Genomic DNA, 21,260 nt, shown 5'->3' on the forward strand with positions numbered 1-21,260 from the left:
CCGCCCCGCCGTCACGACGCTGCAGCAGCAGCGCGAAGAGCGTCGACGGCAGCACGAAGAAGAGAAGCCGACCCACTGCCATTCGCGTATCCGATGTGCTCGGTCTCCGCGTTCTGATCGATGAAGCCGGTTGCAGCGTGCTTCGCACAGCGCGTCGCCAAGACGATCACATCCGCTGAACGGGCCTTCTGTCGGAGTTGCGGCGAACCGACGTGATCCGCGGCCGTCACGACCTTCACCGCCGGCGCCAGTTGCTTGACCTCCTCCTGGCAGCGGGTGAGGACGGATTCATCCAGCGAGTACAGCAGGAGCGTCAGCGGCGGGATGGCAGTCGCCGGCTCGTCATCGGCTTCACCACCGGCAGGCGCCTCCCACGCAAACTCGATGCCGAGTTCTTGGGAGAGGCGCTTGGCGAACGCCAAGTCAGCTGTGTCGAGCCGTTGCTGATGCAGCCACAGAGGCTCCAACAGCGCATACGCCAGGTTGCTGCGAGCATCCTCGCTGGGACATGCCGCAAGGAAGAGCCGGTCGACGAAGTCGAGGGCGATTGCTGCCCGCTCGGCAGCCACCCACCTGCTCCGCTCCGACCCAATCTCCTCCAGCAGGTCCCTGTACTCGGCCTCAGTGGGAGCCGCTCGTAGAGCAATCTCCATCAGGGCCTGGAGGACCACAAGATCCCCCGGGCCGAACCGGTCGAAGGTCAGCGCATTGCGAATGAAGGCGTGGGCCGTACGCCCTGCGGGTGCTTCATACCCAATGGCATCGATGAAGGCGCCTACCACACTCCACACACGGTCTGCCTCATGGTCCTGCAAGCCGTCCAGGAACTCAGCGAGCGCCGCATCTTCGGTTGCCGGACTGGGCCAGTCCACCCATCTGCGATCCTCCAGGACGGCCTGGGCCTCGGGAGTTCCCCCTGCGATCGCCTTCAAGAGCGCGCCCCAGGACTCGACCGGTACGTGAGATTCCAGCGCACGCGCGACTGTTGACTCGACCAAAGTTGGCTGCTGTTCGGGAAGCAGGCCTGCTGACGCCTCGGCCGTCTTCTCCTGCTCCAGCAGTTCCACGACGTGCTTCCACACGGACGACGGGATTTCGCTGTCATGGCCGCTGTGCTGGGTGGCGGCTACAAGGCGTTGCAAGACCGCCATGTCCTCACGGACTCTGGCGGCAAGCAACAACACCGTCATGGCCTGGGGCCCAAAACTGCTGAACTCGCCGGAGAGTAGATCTGGGATCACCCTGCCAGATTCGATCAGGCTGCTCTTCGCGGCATCTAGATCGTTCTCCGTTAGCGGCTTCTCCAACGCCACCGAATAGATAGCATTAAGAATCGCTTCCCGGACTGGAGCAGGCGGGTTCTGGCGAACAATGTCAAGAAGTCCGGGGAATGCAAGTACATCTGCACTGCGCCCCAACCGGTCCAGCCTCTTGATGTGCAAGTTGGCCAGATTGGTTGCAGTAATGCCACCGGTTGCGGCCAATTGCTCCAGCACATCAAGAGATGCCGACTCGCCACCCGCTGACAGCGACGCGTCGAACTCGGCCAAGAGCCGTCCCATGGGCTTGGCGAGTCGCCACAACCTGGGCGGCCGGTTTGCGACTGTCCGCTGCATGAGTTGGAGTGCCTCAGCCAGGTTCGTGCGGTGCTGAGGAGTCTTGCCGGTGGTGAGACGGAAAGTTACCCCGGGCCCGAAGTGGTCGAGGATGGCCTTCTCGATGGGATCATCGGGGTCGAGTTCGGCGGGACGCAGGCCCCACAGCGGGTTGTAGGCGATGTACGTCGGGCCGGCGAAAGCACGGATCAACTCAGCCGTCTTCGCCGCGTCCACTGTGTCTCTCGCGATGACGTACATCACGAACCGACGATCCCCGCTTGGGTACGTGCGGGGCAGCACGATGGGAGCATCGTCGCCGCGCCGAAACGCCTGCACGAAGGGTAGGGTCCGGTGGCCGTGGCGGTATTCCGGGTCGAGGTTCGGCCAGACCCCGTTTCCTTCCCCGAAGAACATCTGCAAAAAGTGCTCGGACTGCTCACGTGTGCGCTGCTGGATCTGATTCACGCGCCGGCACCCCACCTCTGCCTCAGGTCCAGCCGGGCCTGGCTTGCCTCTGGACCGCCGACTTTGTACGTGACCGATTCATCGTTGACCGCCATGCCACGGACCGTGTAGTTCATCGATCCAGTCAGAATCCATTCGTCACCGCACATTGTCTTTTCATGCACATCCGGGTTCAGCACGATATGGATGAAGTCGCGTTCCGTTGACGACTCCAACCTTCGTAGGAAGGGTGCATTGTGGGGGTCTGGTCGCGTCACCACGTGGACGCCTGTCCCTCTGCTCGCGATCTGAATCAAGGCCTCAGACAACCGCCAGTCCAACGGAGGCACATCGCCGAAGAACGAGTCGTATGCGCCTTGGCTGTTGTCCAGAACCTGGATATCAGTGATCCACGGCGAAACCAGCCAGATCTCGTTGCTTGGGTTCACCACTTCGGCGATCAAAGCGGACGACAGCATTGCATCGATCCGAAGGCCCGTACCCGCTCCGATGCGGACCGTCCGTTCCAGGACGCTCACTGCGCTGCCTCCCGAAGTTCCACTCGAACTTGAAGTTGGTCGCCTTGGCGGGCGAAGCCGCGGATCTCGCCGTACACCCGCAGGACATCGCGGTCTACTGGCAGGGCTGGCACGCGTACGAGGGCCTGTGCCATCGCTGAGCCTTCCCGCGCAGGACACACGAGGTGTACCGCAGCGCCTTCTGACATCGCTTTCTGATACGTCAGGGCCCAGTCGGTCTCGGTTACATCGATCTGCGGGATACGCTCGTCGTGCGCGACCTGCACGAGAAGCCGATCGAGCACGGGCGACCCTACGTAGGGCTGGTAGTGCTGGAGATCTTGAGTTCGAGCCTGTCGTCCGCGAGGCCACATCAGGCTGAACGCCTGGTCCGCAGTTACCTGGGAACTGGGCAGCGAGAGGCGGCCCTTCCCGGCTGCGTATGCCACAACGCGGGCGTCGACCTCGACGCCGAGCCGGCGTTCCAACTCGTTCCAGGCGTCGACGAGGCCCAGCGCCACCGCGTCCGTATGGGGGCTTGAGCCCGGGCGCAGGAGCCGTGTCGACATGGCCGACACCGCCGTGCGCCTCGGCGGACCGTCCAGGCGCTCCCAAGCTGACCGAAGCCTCTGGAGCGCAGCAGCCGCTGCCGTCGAATCATGAGCACCGCGAAGAGCCCTTATCGCGTCGGCGGCCTCGCCGCCGGGTTCCTGAATGAGGTGCTGTAGGAGACGAGTCAGCGTCGCGTCGACGTACTCGTAATCGCTGGGGGCCAGCGCACTGGCAACGAGCCCCCAGAAGCGGCGTGGGTCTTCGGTGTAGTACTGCACGAGGTGCTCGACGACGCCCAGGCCCCCGATGGACGTCTCACTCAGCCACACAGTAGCCGGGTCACCCGGGCCGTCTCCGGGGAGCACGTCGACGATCAAGTCGCCTTCCTGCGCGTCGGGGCAGGCGCGCTGCGCCGCGCTGGCTATTGCAGCGGCGAGGGTGTCTCGGTACGCCCGCTGAGCCAGTTCTTCGGTCAGGTCAGCCACGTCGGGTGCCACCAGGAGTTCCGCGGCCCTGTCGAGGGCGGCGATCACACGATCGTCGTGGGACAACTCCAGAAGGGCAGTGACGAGACGATCACCGTCCACGGGCTGTTCAGAGTCGCTGTTGTCCCGGTAGAGGACCTTGAAGATCTCAGCGAGATTATGACTCCATGATCCATTGGCGAGCGAAGCCCGCACCTGCTCGCCAGTACGCATACCGTCGAGACCAGCCAAGGCGAACGCTGTCAAATAAACCTGGGCCAGCCACTCACGCTGGAACGTGTTCGTGATTTCGGCGAGTGTTGGATCTTCAGAGACTGCCTGCGAAAACGCCAGCGACCGCCATTGAGGACGGGCGAGATACGCACGGATAGCAGGATCCGCGAGGTCCAGCGGCCGCAGCCTGACGTGGAACGCATCGACATCAAGCCGGAACCCGAGGGCCGCTGGCTGACCGTTCACTTCGTAACGCACGGTTCGCTTCTCACTCCCGCCGCGCTTACGAACGACCTCGCAGTCTGCACCCATCGTCATACGTCGAACCTCGATGGGGTTGCCACCGGCATGCGTCGCAAAATTCACCGAAACGACGCGCTGAGACCACAGAGATGGGTAGGGAACAGCTGCCGGGCTCAGCGGCACGTCCTGGGAGGCAACGATCTGCGTGCCCCAACGGGGAACGCCCTGAGATCGGGTGTCGATCTCCTGCGGAGGTTGATCGAGGATGAGTTGATGCGGGCGGAAGACCTCAACAGAGGAGTCTTCTCCGTGAGGGTGCCAGGTCCCCTCGGGATCGTGACCGCGGACGATGTCAGTGAGCGGCAGGGTGTTCGTACCGTCGGGAGGCAGCGGAAGCCACGTGCGATGCTCGTCGCGACGGTAACCATAACGGCGGCTGACCCGCCCCGGCACCGCCTCGCGCAGAGCCCGGGCGATGGGCAACTGCTCGACGCTGTCGCCCTCGGAGAACGGAAGCAGCAGGTCCACCTCTGGCAGATTCAGAGGCGCGAACAACGACTGGGTGACGAACTCTGGCAGGAGAGAACCTTCCCTTGCCCCCGAGTCTTCACGCAGAGGGTGCCACCGGCTCCGCAAACGACGCAGGGCTGTCGGTACTACGGCCAAGAGCAGTGAGCGGGGCTGCTCCCACAGCAGTGCCTGAGCTTCGTCTGCGCTGATCTGGAGGGCCTTCACCAAATGATTGGCGAGGTCATCCTGGAGTCCGGAATCGTCGAGGAGCGCCTGGAGCAGATCTGCGAGCAGGTCTTCGGATGCCGGGTCCCGCTTCTGCGTGGCATTGCTGTATGGAGCCTCCAGCAGCTTTCGAGGATCGGCCCACGGGTTCCGACGGCGGAGCTTCCGGGCCGTCCAGTCAAGAAGAGCCTGCGCACCTTGGATCTTCAGGACGAACCGGTTACCCACGGGCAGTGTTCGGGCCGGCACCTCGGGGGCGAACAGGGTCTCGTAAGCCTGGTAGGCAAGGCGGTCACGACCGTAGTCTGACAGCGTGACCACAGTGATGGGACGAGTCCCGCGCTGACGTCCGGCCCGACCGCGGCGCTGGATGAACGCGGCGGCATCCCGGGGCGCCTTGTGCTGCAAGACCAGACCGACGCGCGGGTCGTTGAAGCCGACCTCCAGCGAGGCAGTGGCCACTGTGAGATCCGCGTCGTGGTCGACGCCCGCGTCCTGCGATGACGTACGGCCGATGCGCAAATGATGGAGGCGGAGGCTGGGATCGAGGTCGTGGCCGATCTTTTCGACGAGATCCCAGGACTGTCCCTCGCGGTACCGGGCACCGTGCTCGTCTCGATCCGGGGAGCGAAGGCCTGCGAGCACGGGGTCCCAACCGTTACGGCGGCCGGACCGGGTCTGGCCGCCTTCGGCATCACGGAGGTCGTCGTAGAAGCGGTTGGTGACGTCGAGGTCATCGGTGAACAGGAAGCCCTTGGAGCCGTATAGGAAGCGGTCGCTTTCGAGGTCCAGCACCCGCCCGTAGAGCATCGCTGTCTGGATCGATGCCGACAGCAGGCTCGCCCCGGCGACGGGGTCCCCGCGGAGGGCGATGGCGTATTCGCGGCCTTCGGCTTCCAACTCAGCTTCAGCCGGCTCGATCGACTCGATGTCGCCCGGACGCAGCCCCGTGAGCTGCGCGAAGAAGTGCTTGGCGTCTCGCAGTGTGGCGCTCAGCCCGACGAACGTGACGGGCCGATCGACCGCATCCCGCCAGCGGCGGAGGAGGAGGGCGACCTGCGCACCGTGCACACCGGTGTAGGTGTGGACCTCGTCGAGCAGGACAAGGGCGGGACCGGGGTTGCCGCCGCACCAGCCAAGAAGCCGCTCAAGGTTGCTGTTACTGCTGGCCTGGTTGAGCGTTTCCGTGGTGGTGAAGAGGAGGTCAGGCTCCTTGTCCTTCAGCGAGTCTCGCGTCAGTGCCAGGCGACCGTCCTTGATCGTGTAGCCGCACTTCGCATTCGCACAGGTGAGCCGTTCGCGGCGCTGGAGCCGGTCACTGTCTGACCACACCAGGTCACCCGTCCCGCAATCGGGGTTGGGGCAGGCTAGGTACGGGCAGATGGCCCCGTCTGCGGTTCGCGCCCAGGCTCCGCGAGCCTGGCTCCCAGGCTGCAACTTGGGATCGTTGATGCTCCATGGCGTGCTGCCGTAGAGTGCGCCGATTCGCAGGGGACGGCGTCCTTGGGCACGCAGGGCGGGCTCTACGCCTTCAGCCGCGCGAACCGCGTCCCGAAGTTGATCGCGAAGCAGTTCCAATCGTGGGTAGAGCGCGAGGGTATGCACCCGCGGTTTTGTGCCTGGGCGTGCGTGCTCTGCCATGGCGGCGAACGCCGGCAGGTAGAAGGCGAGCGTCTTGCCGCTACCGGTGCCGGCGCCGACGATGATTCCCGCTGAGCGCCGACCGCCAAGCGCCGTAAACACGGCACGGGTCGCTTTCAACTGGAAGTTTGCCAGCTTGTAGCTTCCGACGTGGGCCGCTGCGACGGAATGCTGGAGGTCGCGCCAGTGATCAAGATTGGCCAGTTCAGCCAGGGCGACGTCCGCGGGGATGTCACGGCGGGGGTAGCGGCGTGGGGCTACGTGGAGCCGGTAGTCGGCAATCAGTCGCTTCTGCTGTCGCCACCAGCCTCGTTCCGGCGGCGAGGACCATCCGCCGCGTACGAAGAGTTGCCGGAGCCCGGCCGTCAGCCTCAAGGTCTCTGCCATGCGGGTCCGGTACCGCGGCGGAGAAACGACGGGCACCGGTACCTCGAGTAGCAGGGCCCGCTCGAGGCACTCCTCAAGAACCTCGTCGGGTGAGGCGCCGGATGGTGCGTCTTGCCGTGTGAGAAGTAGTTCGTCGATGGTCTCCAGAACCTCGGCCTCGGAAAGCGAGCCTTCCGTTACACCCCATGAGAGCAGCGGGAGTTCGCGATCCTCGAGTCGGTTGAGGAGAGCATTGGCGAATCCTTGACCGAAAAGCTGTGTCACGCGCCCTTCCTTGTCAGTGAGACCTGGCCGTCCATGGCGAATTCGCGCAGGAGGGCGATTTCCTGATCTGTGATGTCACGGAGTGTCGGTGCGGGCCGACTGTCGAGGCGTTCGAGGAGCGCGAGTAGTTCAACTGGAGGCTCCTTTGCATCGCGCAGCGACTCGGCAAGAGACTCCCACTTGGTCACGAACAGCGTGATGTCGCCCGTGGTCACCGTTTTGGCTGATGCCGCCCGTTCCAGGTCCACGCGACGTGACCGAGCCGATGCTTGCTCTTGCGGAGGCAGCATCGGAATCCTGGCCAGGGGAAGAGCGGCGAGACGTCGACCAGACCACTCGGCCCACGCCGCTAGATTCTCTTCACGGATGGCCGTGGCTGCTTCCTGCACCTTGCGCTTGGCCGTATTGAAGGCTTGGTCGCCGGGCCATCCGTTCTCAGCCCGCCGAGTGAACGGCTCCAGTCCATCGCTGGCTGCCGGCAGGCTCGCTACGACTGCTGCGCCCTGGTCCTTCAAGGCAAGCGCCACAGTGACTTCCCTGCGAAGCTCTGCCAGGCGTGCCGTCAATTCGCTGATACGTGACGCAACCCGGGCTGCTTCCTTCTCCCCAGCCGCGCCCTCAGACAACTGCCGGGCACGGTCCTGTAGTTGCAGCGCCATCTCGTAGACGGGTCTTTGTGTCATTCGTTATCCCCCTCCTGCGCGACGGGAGCCTCGGTCGTCTTCCAAGAGGCAGAGGCGAGGTGCGCTACCTCACTCCATTCACCGAGCACCGTTTGCATGGCGAGAGAGACGCTGTCGATGGCAGTGGTACCCGCTCGCGCTTCAGCCCTTCTCAGCGCAGCTTCCAGCCACGATTCGCTCTCGGAGAGCAGGAGAAGGATGTCTTGTATGCTTGTGCCGCGATCCTGCGCTGCCGCAGCAAAGCGAGCGGCCTGGCGGACACGGTCGGTTCGACTTTCATCTGATGCCCGGGCGAGGTCGTCTTCCAGTTCGGAGACCTTGCTCCATTCGGCCTGCCTGCCTCGCTCAAGAAATTCCTCGAAACGGAGTGTCTGATCAACTCCGAGGGGCATCAGCCCATTGACCTCCTTGGCCGCGGCGAGAGCGCCCTCAATTGCGGAGAGGGTGTGTGCGCTGTTGGTTCCACGAGGGTGACGGCTCCGGATCTCGCCCAACAGCCGTTCGAATTCGGCGAGTTGAGCGTCCACCAGCGTCGGAAGCGAGGCGAAGCCAGTTACTGCCTTCTGGACCCAAGACGGAACCTGCGTCCGGTCGACCGTCCATTCCCACTGAGACGCCGCTTGCCTCAGCAGGGGAAGCACTCGGGCAGCGTCGATCATCCTCACCGCTCCGGTCACACCCTGGGCGACACCCACGGCTTCCTTGAGTCGATCTACGAGAGCAGGACGCGCATCGAGGTGACGCTTCAAGGCGTCGTTCCACTGCTTTGTGCGCAGCGCGACGTCTGTCCGCTCCCATCCCTGGCCTTCGTCAAGGACCGCAGTCAGTAGAGCAGCGGTCTCCATCCCTGGGTACGCCTGACCAGCGAGCATCGCTCCCAGCAGGGAAGCACGTAGACCGAGCACCAACTGCTCGTCGGTGATCTCTAGGTGGCGCTGAACACGGGAAGTAAGGGCTGGTCCGTGCTGGTCGGCGTACGTTGCGAGACGCCGAATGTCCTGGCTCCTGACCTGACCCTTTCCCGCCTCTGCACACAACAGGCTCTCAAAGAAGTAACTGTCCTTCGCTGTACGCCCAAAGCGGATAGGTGCGTCAGCAGCGCCAGCCAGCCGTTCATCCGCCCCAGTTACTGAAACCACGGTCGCATTATTAGGCCAGGCCTTATCTGTCACCTTCTTTGGCTGCTCATGCATGAGCGGTGATTCCCAGCGGTATCGCTGGAGCACGGCCGTTGCAATTATGGAGCGGACATTATGAGCCGTCGCGTTGTCGAGAACCTCTTCCTTTGTCAGCCAGACCTTGACGGTTTCCAGTTTCCGCTTCAGGGACCGGGGAATATTATCCGCATCGATGGTGGACTCGGGCTCTTTATCCGGTTTCTCAGCCTTTCGATCTGCCGTGGAGATTGTTGACGTTGCTGCCGGAATCCTTCGACTTTTCCCATCCAAGGGAGGCAAGGAGAATGCTTCCAGGATTGTTTCATCGATCTCATTGGCGTCCGCAGGAGCGTCTCCCCAAAATAGCAGGAGGGTTTTTCGGCGTTCAGGATCGACGCGGTCATGGTCGTCGATGAAGGCATGCGCATCTCGCCCCAGTTCCTTGTCGATTTCGGCTCTCGGGAACCGACGTCGAAATTCAGAGTCGGGGAATTCTCCTCGGCGGATTTGGTCGGCGTGATTGATCAGAAGGGGGCGTACGACACTGCCCAGGACGGTCCGGGGGACGAACGACCAGGGTTTCGTTGAGTCAGCGGTAGAGTGGACGGTTCTGACAAGCGCGGAAGCGTTGAAGGGGAACAAGCCGTAGCCCTGCGGTGTCACGCCGAAGGCCTCGTGACAGCGTTCCCGTAGAGTGCATCCGTCACACGCGTTAGGCGTCTCCCCGTCACGTGCTGTCTCCAGAGCGTTTCGGCCCACGCGGGCCGCATTGAGATAGCGTCCGACGAATGAGGCGATTTCTTGGCTGCCGGTGTCAGTTTGACTGAATGGGACATCCAGGTTGTAGACGTATCCTGCTGTGGCTCGAATGCGGCTCAGCGCGGTCTCTGGAATTTGTTCAAGGTAGCCCGGGGTGACAGCCATAAGCGTGCGGATTGGGGCGAGCGATGTCCTTCCGTCTCGGTTCGCTGCTTCGATAACTGCGTCCAGGAGGTCCTGTTGGACGCCTTGGATGAGAGCAAAGTCCTCAATTAGAAGAATGATTTCCTTGCCAAGTCGCTGATACTCCGCGCGTACCTGCATCATGGCGTCTAGGAGACGTCCTGCGCCAAGGTTGGCCGCGTTCTTGACCGCAGCTTCCAAATTCCTGTTGAGTAGATCCACGGCCGTGGCCTGTAGGTCGTCTCGCGTAGCAATCTGATTAAGCAGCCGGGCGACCATATCTGAAGCGGCGTTGTCATAATCGACGTCTAGGGGCAAGTCCTCAATGGTGAAGCTCTCGGGACGCTCGTCTTGCCCGCTACGACGATCCTTGAGGAGTTGAGCCGCGAGTCGCGGAACAAACTTCCCTTCCGACAGCATGTGCTGCCGAATGAACGGGTCATGCAGCATCGCTGCCAGTCTGCCGGGGCCGGCAAGGACCCGTCCTGGCCCAGGGATCTCCTTCGGTGGCGTCGAAGAGAGGCGCTCACTCAGTTCATTGAGGATTCGGCGGCCAAGCGACTCTTGATCAATTTCGGCAGTGAACCTGTCGACATCATCCCTGAGCTGTGCTAGCTCGCTGCTGTCTGCCTTGGCGATGAGAGCCTTGACCACTGCCTTGAGACTGGTCATAGAGCGTTCGAGATAGATGACCTCGTGGGTGGCCGAGTCGGGAATGAACTCCGGGAGTTTCTCGCGCACCCATCGAATCAGATGGGACTTCCCGGACCCGGTGTCTCCGAGGACCAACATCAGGAGAGCGCCTGAGTCCGACTTCTTCGTGACGAAGTCGTCTATCACCGACCGCTCATTGATCAGGTCGCCGATGGGCTGGACCTGCTTGTCCTCCGAGACCAAGGCGCGCTTGATACGCAAGGGTGCATGCGTGGCAAGGAATACGGACCGGTGCGGGCTGATGGCCTCGGTGTTGATCGTGGCAGTTGCGGTCGCTGGATCCCAGCAGAGGTCGCGGAAGTCAGCCATTGACGGCCTCCAAGATGGTGATGGCGCTGACCGGCCGTGCAGATGACCTATCCGGGTCGTGCACCTGGAGAACGTGTTGAGCATCGTCATCGTGCTCCAGCCGCAACCACTTCTCGTCTTCACCGCGAAGCAGCGCATATGAGAGAGCTGCGCCGGCTGCGGTGTCTCCCGGTGAGCGGAGTCCCACCGCTCGTGAGTGAGCACCACCTGGCAGTACAGGGAGCTGTTCGCGGATTGTACGCAAGAGCTCCACTGCGTTTATCCTCACGTCGGTTTGCTGTAGTTCGGCAAGGGTTTGTCTCACGGCGACTGTGCAGTCAGGGACAAGCCGGTTTGCGTTGCCTTCCTCGATTTGGAATAGAGGCGCTCCCGCTAGACCCAGAGGTGGCGCCCAGTAGTTGAAGCGAAGCCAACGAGTGTGATTGGAGAAAACGGGTCCTGCCTCAGGACGCAAGGCCTCTCTCTGCTCGTTCTGCGCCCTGAGCCAGTCCATTGGATCTGTGGGATCAAACGTGAGCAGCCACGCCAGAGCTCTGGTGAGGTCGCGAGGTCCGGTTTGGTCAGGTGAGTCGCCAAGCGATGTGTTCTTGGCAGGATCGAGGATCGCGCGTCGGAGTGCGGAGCCGAACGCAGATACGTCCTGGCCGTCGAGGTCAACAGCCTGGCCAGCGAGAAACAGTTGCTGATCTTTCCCTTCGATCCGAATTAGGTCCAACTCTTCCAATGTGCTGATTGCCTTATCGAAGGCGGGCTTGTCCTGTGTCTTCTCGCCGCGGATTGAAGGTGGAGACAACAGAGCACGCGCTTCTTCCAAAAGGGGTGCCTTCTCAAGGCAGGCGAGCAGCCGCACCACGGCCCATGCTTGTGATGGCAGGGCTGCGCCTACGTTTAGGAGAGTCATCAGAGTTCCTCCAAGGCACGGAAGACCGGAAGCTTGGCTCGGTGAATATCGATCAGCAGGTCACTGGCCCGGTCTGGGTGTCGAGTTTGGTGCGGGTGGAGGAGGTATGTGACGTCCTCCGAACTGAACCGTGCGGCGGTGTCGTAGTCGAGTGACGCCGAATCGTCCAAGATCCAAACCACGGGGCCGGCCCATGACTTCAGCAACTCTGCATCCTCGTCGAGTACAACAGGGTGTGTACGTGCTGCCTTCTGGAGCACCTCTCGGCATTGTGCCGTGACACCAGGACCACCAACGATGGTCATGTCCCGCCGGACCAGCCGCTCCAGGAGGCGGGGCACGTAGAGCCGCAGTTCCTGCTCGTCCTCCCACCACAAACTCAGACACGATAGGCCGTCACGGTAGTGGGCCAGCGGGTCTTTCACGGGAGGTGCCGGGAAACGCAGCCACGGCCGAGGCTCACCCGCGAGTCGGTAGAAGCCAGACTTGTCGGGGTGCCCAGTTGCCCTGCAGTTCGGGCATCCGCGGCAGGTCACACGGGTTGGCAAGGAAGCTTGGTCTCGACGCAGGCGGTAGTACTCCCCGAGGACATCACCAATGCACTGACTTCCACCAAGCGCCTCTTGGAGACCCTTGAGGGATTTCTTCTGCTCATCAAGAAGTTTCTTGCGCTCTGCCTCGAAACGATCAGCGAAACGCTCCGTAGTGTTGACTTGCGGGTCTTTGATTGTGACCTCAGCTTGTGTCGCCACGCGCTTCTTGAACTCCTCAACGCGCTCCTCCCAGGCGGATTCGAGTTCCTCACCTTGGCGCTGAGGAGGTTGCGGCACGTGGAGTTCGATCAGCTTCGCGCGAACCATGAGATTCAAAACCCGAACGTTCCACGACCTATTAGTTTCAGAATCCTCGCTGACGTGGCTGGGGCGGGAGTCTAGATTGAGCCTGTAGCGGCTGCCGCCGAGTTGCTGTTCTCGTCGGAACATGGCATCCCAGCGTTTCCACGCTTTCTCAGAGGAGATGACTGGTTCGCTACCGAGGGTTTCGGCGATGTCCCGGTCACCGGGTGCTGTCACCATGTAGGCGACTGACGGGTTTCCGTCGCGGCCGCCTCGGCCGATCTCCTGGTAGTACCGGTCAACGGTTTCGGGTAGGCATGCGTGTAGCACGGTCCGAACGTCCGGCAGATCTACACCCAGCCCGAATGCCGAAGTGCCGACGACAATGTCGTACCTGGTGGAGACTCTGCTGTCGGCCTCGGTGGATTTACCGCCCCAGCCCTCCACTGCATCGCGTCGGTCCTGGTCACTTGAGTCCCCGGTTACATGAGTGACTCGATGAAAGCCAGCAGTTTTAAGGCGCCTCGTCCATTCTTTTGCGTCTGCCACTGTCGAGACGTACAAGGCCATGGGTTTAGGCAGGAGCGACACAGCCTCAAGAATGGAGTTCTCGCGGCGTTGAGTGGTCGCGGACGCGTTGATGTAATAGGTAGGTTCGTGACGAAGTTGGGAAGCCCAGATAATCTGAGCTTTGTCTGGTCCTGCAAAGAGATCTTCAAGCGTGCTGACTTGCTGTGTGGTGAGGGTGGCACTCATGGCGACCGTGACGGGTGCCAGACCTTCGGGAGCCTTGCTCAACCAGGTGCGACGATGGCTGGACATGGTCTGGAACTCGGGTCGGAATCCGTTGCCCCACTGTTCCACGAGGTGGGCTTCGTCGATGACGAAGTACTTGAGCAGACCAGCTCCTGCCGCGTCTTCAAGCGGCTTGCGCAGACTCCGGACAAGAGCCTCAGGTGAGGTGAATACGAGGCGCTGCCGGCCCGTGCGGATGTCATCGCGCATCTGCTGCTTGACGTCGTCCGGCAGGCCACCGACATAGGCATAGCGTCCCGTAGGACTAGTCCGCCCTTGCGCCTCCATCAGAGGGCGGGTACGGCGCTCCATGTCGAGGGCAAGGACGACGGTAGGCACGACCACCACTGAGACGCCGGCGCTTCGACTCGCGAGCAGCGCAGGTGCCTGGATGACTGCGGTCTTGCCGTGCCCCGTGGGCAGGCAGATGATCACGCTGCTGCCTGGTTGCGCGAGCGCGACGGCCCGCGCAGCCTGCCTTTGACCGAAGGACAAGTACTGCTCGTGCGTCGCACCGAGCGCCGCCGTCCAGAACGGGTCCGCCGGGTGGGGTTCCCGGCGGCGACGGTGTTCGGCCGCTTCTCCTAGGTACACCTGCCGCAGATCCTCGCGAGCTACTGCCGCCGCATCGTTCTCTTCCACCGGTGGATGCCAGGGCTTCGCTGTGATGTACAAGCCCCGCTCGTGTGGCATCGCATCGCAGTGCAGTTGTGACCATTGCTCTTGGGAGGGCAGTACAGGGTGTTTGGGGACAACCAGGCCGTTGTGGACCCCGCGGGCCTGGGCTTCAAGCAGGACTTGACGGATGAGGGCCGCCGCATCTCGCCATCCCGACGACCCGTTGTCCAGTCCGACGAGGGCGTCGCGGAGGCGTCGCAGGGTGCCTTGGCTGTCGTCCATGGGCGGAACCGAGGGCCAGGAACGCAGAAGTTCGTCGGCTCCTGTCCAACTGTCAATGTTTAGAGCAGCTTTGGACAGGGAGGTGCTGCTTGCGTCAGGAGCCATGCCGCACCCTCCTATACCCGCTCTTCACGATGCACGTGGCCGCGACCAGTCGCACTGTTGGCTGGGTGAGTCCCTCGACAAGGGCGTCCGCGACGGACACGTCCGTTATGTAACTCTCGGTATCTCCCAGGAGGTGGCTGGCTGCCCCACGAGACTTGGCCTGGGCTGCAGCTACCGCGAGGCGACGGCGGGCCGCCTTCTGTGCGCGGTCGCACATGGCAGGGAGTTTGGTTACCTGCTCAAGCTCTTCGAGGGCGATTACGTTGGCTGATTTTGCTGCGGCTGCGTAGTACTTCCACCCTCCGAAGATGTCGGTGAGTTCATGGATCAGTTTCGGGTTGTAGTTGTGGTCCTTGTTGTTGTCGTAGGGCTTCTCCAGCCATACGAGGGTCTGCTCGTCGGTAACGGCCTTCGTGCTGCCTGCTGCGACCCACACCTTGAGGGCGAAGGGGGGAAGGATCCGGTCTGCCTGTCGGCGGAGCGCGAGGCGGGCCTTCTCCGCGCCCACATCGTTGACCAGGGCGACGGCGCCGTTGATGTTGGCTTCTACCACGAAGTCGAAGCCGAAGTAGGGCTCCAGTTCGCCCCGGTGGTTGGGGGCGAGTCTCCAGAAGGCCGTGGCCTGCCCTCGGTCATCGGTGTAGATGACCGAGGTCAGCATGTCGACGAGCGGGTTGCCGATACGGAACAGGCGGGTGCCGGAGGAGCGCAGTGCGTCGGCCCGGAAGAACGTGGCCTCAGCGGCTTCGGCCGGCACTTTGGTCTTCAGCCTCTGGTAGAGGTGCGGGGAGACCAGCGGCTGGGCCTCGAGGTTGAATTTGTGGCGGATGCAGCCGTTCACCGAGCGTGTCCAGTGTGGCAGCTTGATGCCGGAGGATCCGTCGCCGGCGTAGTTGAGCAAGGCATCTTCGATCTTGCGGCGCGGCTGCTCGAATTTTGCGATTTCGGCAGCAACGTCTGTCTGGTAGGTGGCGGACTCGTGGACGGCCTCGACTCGTTCGAATTTGGCGATGGCAGCCCGAGCGTCCTTCAACTGGGACGCGACGTGTGGCGATGAGTTGGCCAGTCCGTCCGGTCCTTCAACGAGGGCGGTGCACCACACGCCCGCGAGATCCCTTGCAATGGCGTCCTGCAGGGTGGAGACCGACCCGGAGAAGATCTGGTAGCCGTCTTTCAGTAGAGCCTGCCAGGCCCCGGTGAACTCGCCGGCCTCGGCAAGGACGAACTGAGTGGCGGGGTCCTGACCGGTCTCCCCGAAGTCGGGGTATCGGTCGAAGCGGCCGAGTCGTTGCTCCAGACGGTTCGGTGACCAGGGAAGCCGCAGGTGTACCGCTGTGTTGGTGGTTTGCAAGTTCAGGCCGTCGTCAGCCGAGTCGTCCATGACGAGTACGCGAGGCAGCTTCTCAGCCCCACGAGCATCCCGAGGGTTCTTCGGATAGGGAGCCCGCCATGCCTCTACGGCCTTGTGTGACGCTTCCGATCCGGCGTGACGGGTGTGCTCGGCAACGAGCACGTCGGGGAGGCGACGCTGCAGTTCTGCGGCCAGATTCGATGCGAGCGAACCGGCTCCCGCGAAGATCGCGGTTCTTCCGCTCTGGGCCACGATGGGCAGGAGGACGGCAGTGAGCTCGTCCGTTTCCTCTTTGAGGAGGTCCTGTTCGAGCTTCGCTTCGAGCCGCTCCAGGAGAGTCGACTCGTGCGTGAGCAGCGGCGGGCCGGCCAGCAGGTCGCGCTCCTGGCTCGTCAGGCCAGCACGACCTGCTGCCTGCGTGTCTTGGCGCACGCGCCACCGCAGGGAGTCCAGGAAGTCGTTGGAGGGACCGCCGAGTCGCGAGACAAGGATGCCGAGAACGAGACCGTACGCGGATCGTTGTTCATCGAGGTTCTCGTCAAGGAGACGATCCCACGTTTCACGCTGCCAGGTCCGTGCAGTCTCCGTGGCAATGGAGTGCAGCGTCCCGTCACCGAGGAGTTGGGGGAGGGCTCGACCGCGTACGACATAGGGGACGAGGTCGGAGTCTTCGTCGTCACGCAGGACACGGGCTCGGCGGTGACGGATCACTCGGCGGTCGAGCCGGTACGTCTCGCTGATGTGAGCACGGAGCGCCTCGACACGCAGGGCGAGTTCGGGCGTGTTCGCTTCGTCGGCGAGCTCGTCGTACTCGTCGAGGAGTTCGAGGATTTGCGGGGCCAGCTCCTCGAAGAGCGGGTCTTCGGGGATGACGTCCCGGATGCGGTCGATGGTGGAGGGCAGAAGGGGAGGGAACTTCTCATCGAGGCCGGAGACGCGGTCCGCGAGCTTCTCACGCATCTCGTGACGACGCGCGAAGGCGTCCCGGTCTTCCCAGCTGTAGAGGGCGGGGTCGAGGAGGTGTAGAAGGGCCAACTGAGCTGTCGGTCCGGCTGTGATCGGTGTGGCTGACAGCAAGAGAAGCTTGGGGGCGGCGTGGACCAGGGCGCACAGTTCGCGGTACCGGGGGTCATTATTATCGGCGTTGTGCACCAGTTCGTGAGCCTCGTCCACGACGACGAGTTCGCTGTCGTGGTACTCGGCCCAGTTCTCCGGCGTCTCGTGGGATGAGTACCGCACGCGGCGGTCAACGAAGTCGCTGATGAAGAACTTCTCGCGCAGTTCGCTCAGCCACTGCCGCCGCAAAATCTCCGGCGTGATGATCGTGATCCGGGCGCTCGGGTTGTCGATCAAGGTCTGCCGAATGACGTAGCCAGCCTGGATGGTTTTCCCCAGACCGACTTCGTCGGCGAGGAGATACCGCTGGACCGGATCGGAGAGCACGGTCAGGGCCGCGTGGATCTGGTGGGGGTAGATCTCGACCGCGGACGACAGCAGGGCGGGTGTGCTGGCACAGGCTGCCCGCTGGCCGATGAGGTTGTGAAGCAGCGGTAGCCGAGTGTTGTGGTAGTAGCCGGATTCGTTGCCCCCCGAGACCAGCACTTGGAGCGGGTCGCGCACAGGTTTGTCCCACCGGACGCGAAGCTCGGTCTCCTGCACCGGCAGGTCTGACTGGGTGTTCGGGAAGTGGACGAAATACGTGGGACGCCGGGCCAGTTGTACTCGCCCAGCGAGCCACGCTCCCGTGTTCGGGTTGCGCCAGAAAACGCGAGTCTCCCGCTTGAGCACGGCGGGCCGGCATGCAGTCGCTGGAACCGTGCGCGACTCGACTTCTGGCTCGGCGACGGACTCGAAGAAGTCGATGCGGAGAGTACCCCCGTCGACAGCCCCCACTCGGCCGATTCCGGGCGCTCCTGTGAACGTGACAAGGTGCCCGACCTCGAAGTCCGGAGACATCCTTCTGCTCGCCCCCCACCTGCTGATTCAACAACTGGCACGAGCTTAAGCGCACCCACTGACAACACAGTCGACGGAGCAGACCGCGAATTCGCACGCACTTTCGGTACTGGACGGTAGGCACTCCTGCGGCGCCCTCTTGCGACGCCCCATATCTCCCTAATGTGAACTAACTGAACTTATCGGGCGGCTTTGCTGTGTGCATCGCGGCGTAAAATTCGGCCGAAACGACGTCTTGCTTAGGGATGGCGGCGCTGTCGCAGGGAGCCGTGCACGGCAACGAGACTCTTGCCGTCGCCGGGGGATGACCTCCGCCTGACCTGCGTCTGCATGCTCGAGACGCGCTGCCTTGTATGCCCGGATGCGGCCGACTCGTGCCGACGTGATGTGCATATGCCTCCGGCAGTGCACTCAATCCCGGACAGAGTCTCCAAGATCAGGAGCGGTGCCGATGTCAGTGGCCTGGGATGTACTGTCTGGGCGTTCGCCTCGCTGTCCGTCCGCGGCGTGGTATCGGCGCAACAGCTACATCACCGAGAGAGAAAGAAGCCTGTGAACGTCCCCGCCCCTGCCGGTATCGCGACCCTCGTCGCTTACATCGCCACCATCCCGGCTGCCAACCTCGCTGTCACCCACTTCGGAGCAGTCCCCGTCGGCTTCGGCTATGCCGCCCCCGCCGGCGTCTACATGGTCGGCCTCGCCCTGGTCCTTCGAGACCTCGCTCGTGAATCCGCTGGACGAGGAGCTGTCCTCGCGGCCATAGCCGTCGGAACCGTGCTGTCGTACTTCCTCTCCACCCCTGCGCTCGCTGTCGCTTCGGCATCTGCCTTCGCGGTCGCCGAGATCATGGACTTCGCCGTCTACGAGCCCCTCCGCAAGCGCGGCCTGCTGATCGCGATGCTCGCCTCGAACGCGGTCGGTTTGCTCGCGGACAGCATTCTCTTCCTCAAGCTGGCCTTCGGCTCTTTCGACTACCTGCCCGGTCAGATCCTTGGCAAGGCATGGATGACCCTGGCCGCGATCACTGTTCTGACACTACTCCGACGCCGTAAGCAGGCGACCGTCTGAGCGAACCATAGTTCTGTGCGCTCTGGTGGGTCGGCCTGATCGACGGGTTGGTCGAGCCAATCGCGATTGCTTCAAGATCGCAGGTGGGCAGATACCCGTGTAGAGACAGAACCCAGCGATCGCTACCACCACGCTGCGAGCCGCACGGCTACTTTCACCAGGCCCCAACAACGCCTCGGAGTCAACTTGCCTTGCTGCTAGCCCCTTCGATACGGTCGCGTCATCAATGAGGGCCCCACCATGCCTAGGTCTGGTGGGGCCCTTTTGTGTCCCCTCGAACCCCGCGGGGACCGAGTGTCGCGTGCCACCGTCTCCTTCAGGTTTGGCGGCCAGGGGGACGGCGGCCGTGCTCATGCGAAAAGGACAACTCTTGAGTAGACACCATGGCACAGGTTCCAGCCAGCAGTCACCCGGGGATGGCCCCGTGGACGACGCCTGGGCGGAGGCTCCCCCATCGACGTCCTCCCACGTACGACGCGCCAACGTACAACTGCTGGTCGGTGGCCGTACCATCTTCGCGGTGTACGTCTCGCCTGCGATTGTGGCAGGCGCAACAGGTGCGGCCCTGGTACTCGGGGCGGTGAGTTGGGGCCACTGGCCTTGGCTGTAGAACCGTGAGACAGGCCGCGGGGGATACGTGCTCCCGCGGCCTTCGGCCCGTCAGTGGAAGGCACAGACGGAGTGCTGCAGTGTCTCGCTGGCGTGGGGCCCCGGGCTATCTGTAGCGGCGGGTCGGCACGAGCCGGGCCATGGCCAGAGCTTCGCTTGTCTTGTCTTCGTCCTCTGGCGGGTCGTCGGGCGCAGGTACCTGCCGTGTGACTTCCATTTGCCGCTCAATGCCGCGCAGGTTCTCCTGCAGGTCCATGGTCACCACACCATCAACCGAGACCTTCAGTGGGTCAGCGAGCAGCTTCGCGCGACGCTCGCCCAGGACCTCGAGAGCGACGGCCCGTACCGACCGCAGCCGGAAGAAGCGGCGTTCCAGGCCGGCCGGGTCGGTGTCCGGGCCGAGCTGCGCGAGGAGCCACGACCGCTGGAACTCGTCCATTCACATCCCTCGATACGAGGCACGGCCCGGAGCCAGACGGGGGAGCCAGCTCCGGGCCGTACAGGTGAGCGTATTACGCGGAGGACGAGCGTGTCCGCCGCGACGTCGACTTCTTTGCACCGACGCCGTCGGCCTCGCCCTGCTCCTGGTCCGGCGTGCCCGCGGTCGGGCCTGGCCCGCCGGCCGCGGTCGGTTCCGGCTCGGCGTCGTCGGGCGACGGCGCATCCCAGGCATTCGGATTCGTCACCTCTGCGGCGATCTCCGGTGCCGGGCTCTCGCCGGGCAGCAGGATCAGGTCCTCGTGGGTCTCCGGGTCCTTCACGTACACGGCAGCGATCAATCGGCGCACGGGCATCACAGGACCTTCGCCACGATGTGCGCGTCCGGGGTGTGCATGACGGGCATACCCACCGCGGCACCCTTGGTCCAGATCTGCACGGGGTCATCCTGCACCCCGCGGGTGATGAGCAGGCCAGGAGCGTCCTCACGGATGATCTCCGGGTTCGACCCGCGCGACAGCACCAGGGCCTCCGCCGTCACCCCGTACATGGTCTGCGCCCACTTCTCCCGCTCCGGCGGCACCAGAATCCACAGGTCCTCGGGCAGCACCTTGCGGGGCTTGCCGTCCACCCGCACCTGGGCCTTGTAGAACTGGATCGGCGGCAGGCTGTAGTTGCCGCGCACCACGTTGATCTGCTGTGGGGTGAGCGTCGCGGTCGGCGTGGTCGACGGGTTCACGCTGCCGTAGTAGGCCGCCCTGTAGGCGTTGTTCGCCGCCAGGTAGCTGAACGCCTTCCGGCTGGTGATCACCAGCTCCGGCTCCGGTGCGCCGATGTCGTCCAGGTGCTGGATCCACCGCAGCTCGTCCGCGATCGGGTCGGAGGCCGGGTCCGACCACGGTATGCGGGCGACCGGCATGTTCTCGGCGGGGACGTTCCAGTCCACCTCCAGCGTCAGGCCGTTCTCCTGCTCCAGCGTGAACCGGCCGTCCGTGAGCACGTCGCCGGCCGCCAGCTCCAGCCGGGAGCGGATGGCCTCGACGTGGCGTTCCACGTCGTCGTACAGCAGCTCGATCAGCCGGTCCTGGTCCGAGCCGTGCGACGCCTCCAGCAGGATCTGCTCCTGCTCGGAGACGACGAGCTTCTGCCCCAGCGCGGGCAGCGCGCCCTCGCGGGAGGTCTGCCACGCCTCACGGGTCGCGAACGGGACGCTCGCGTTGAACGCGCGGTACTTGGCGACGTTGACGTACCGGCCCGAGTCCTTCGTACGCCACTTCACCTCGCGCATCTCCACGGTCGGGAAGATGGTCTGGGTGAGGAGGAAGTCCTTCGGGGACGGGATAGCCCTGGCGAACGCCGTCAGGTCCATGACCGAGACGTCCTTGAGCAGGTACTGAATCGTCACAGCTCAGCCCC

The 21,260-nt window shown here is 63.5% G+C and carries 12 protein-coding genes; 1 reads left to right on the plus strand and 11 read right to left on the minus strand.

Translation table 11 applies throughout. The features are described 5' to 3' along the window. Positions 1-11 precede the first annotated feature (11 nt). Genes dpdD through dpdE form a run of 8 tightly spaced genes read right to left on the minus strand, consistent with a single transcriptional unit; the run spans position 12 to position 17,729 of the window. Positions 12-2,063: a protein DpdD gene (gene dpdD, locus J7I94_RS09655; protein ID WP_215166566.1), complete on the minus strand. Its 2,052-nt coding sequence runs from the start codon at positions 2,061-2,063 to the stop codon at positions 12-14. Beyond that, a complete protein-coding gene (gene dpdK / locus J7I94_RS09660) occupies positions 2,060-2,581 on the minus strand; it encodes a phospholipase D-like domain-containing protein DpdK (RefSeq protein WP_308114528.1) in 522 nt (173 codons plus the stop codon). The genes dpdD and dpdK overlap by 4 nt, the downstream gene beginning before the upstream one ends. Next, complete coding sequence (dpdJ, locus tag J7I94_RS09665) at positions 2,578-7,080, minus strand: protein DpdJ (protein WP_215166567.1); 4,503 nt, start codon at positions 7,078-7,080, stop codon at positions 2,578-2,580. The genes dpdK and dpdJ overlap by 4 nt, the downstream gene beginning before the upstream one ends. Next, positions 7,077-7,763 (minus strand): hypothetical protein, encoded by a 687-nt coding sequence (locus J7I94_RS09670; RefSeq protein ID WP_215166568.1) that lies wholly within the window; start codon positions 7,761-7,763, stop codon positions 7,077-7,079. Before J7I94_RS09670 ends, dpdJ begins: the two co-directional genes overlap by 4 nt. Then, positions 7,760-10,885 carry a protein DpdH gene (dpdH, locus tag J7I94_RS09675; protein WP_215166569.1) on the minus strand — a complete coding sequence of 1,042 codons (3,126 nt, stop codon included), beginning with the start codon at positions 10,883-10,885 and terminating at the stop codon, positions 7,760-7,762. The genes J7I94_RS09670 and dpdH overlap by 4 nt, the downstream gene beginning before the upstream one ends. Then, positions 10,878-11,786: a protein DpdG gene (dpdG, locus tag J7I94_RS09680; RefSeq protein WP_215166570.1), complete on the minus strand. Its 909-nt coding sequence runs from the start codon at positions 11,784-11,786 to the stop codon at positions 10,878-10,880. Before dpdG ends, dpdH begins: the two co-directional genes overlap by 8 nt. Then, positions 11,786-14,422: a protein DpdF gene (dpdF, locus tag J7I94_RS09685; RefSeq protein ID WP_215166571.1), complete on the minus strand. Its 2,637-nt coding sequence runs from the start codon at positions 14,420-14,422 to the stop codon at positions 11,786-11,788. Before dpdF ends, dpdG begins: the two co-directional genes overlap by 1 nt. Further along, complete coding sequence (gene dpdE / locus J7I94_RS09690; RefSeq protein ID WP_215166572.1) at positions 14,412-17,729, minus strand: protein DpdE; 3,318 nt, start codon at positions 17,727-17,729, stop codon at positions 14,412-14,414. Before dpdE ends, dpdF begins: the two co-directional genes overlap by 11 nt. A gap of 552 nt (positions 17,730-18,281) precedes the next feature. Here dpdE and J7I94_RS09695 point away from each other — a divergent pair. Continuing rightward, positions 18,282-18,797 (plus strand): VUT family protein, encoded by a 516-nt coding sequence (locus J7I94_RS09695; protein ID WP_215166573.1) that lies wholly within the window; start codon positions 18,282-18,284, stop codon positions 18,795-18,797. A gap of 715 nt (positions 18,798-19,512) precedes the next feature. Here J7I94_RS09695 and J7I94_RS09700 read toward each other — a convergent pair. The 3 genes from J7I94_RS09700 to J7I94_RS09710 all read right to left on the minus strand — a co-directional run bounded on the left by J7I94_RS09700 (position 19,513) and on the right by J7I94_RS09710 (position 21,249). Next, a complete protein-coding gene (locus J7I94_RS09700) occupies positions 19,513-19,845 on the minus strand; it encodes a hypothetical protein (RefSeq protein WP_215166574.1) in 333 nt (110 codons plus the stop codon). Positions 19,846-19,918: 73 nt separating this feature from the next. Next, positions 19,919-20,200, minus strand: coding sequence for a hypothetical protein (locus tag J7I94_RS09705; RefSeq protein WP_215166575.1), 282 nt, complete (start codon positions 20,198-20,200; stop codon positions 19,919-19,921). Beyond that, entirely contained in the window at positions 20,200-21,249 is a 1,050-nt protein-coding gene (locus tag J7I94_RS09710) for a major capsid protein (RefSeq protein WP_215166576.1), read from the minus strand. The genes J7I94_RS09705 and J7I94_RS09710 overlap by 1 nt, the downstream gene beginning before the upstream one ends. Positions 21,250-21,260: the final 11 nt, after the last annotated feature.

The organism is Streptomyces sp. ISL-12 (assembly GCF_018614415.1).
Classification (GTDB): Bacteria; Actinomycetota; Actinomycetes; order Streptomycetales; family Streptomycetaceae; genus Streptomyces.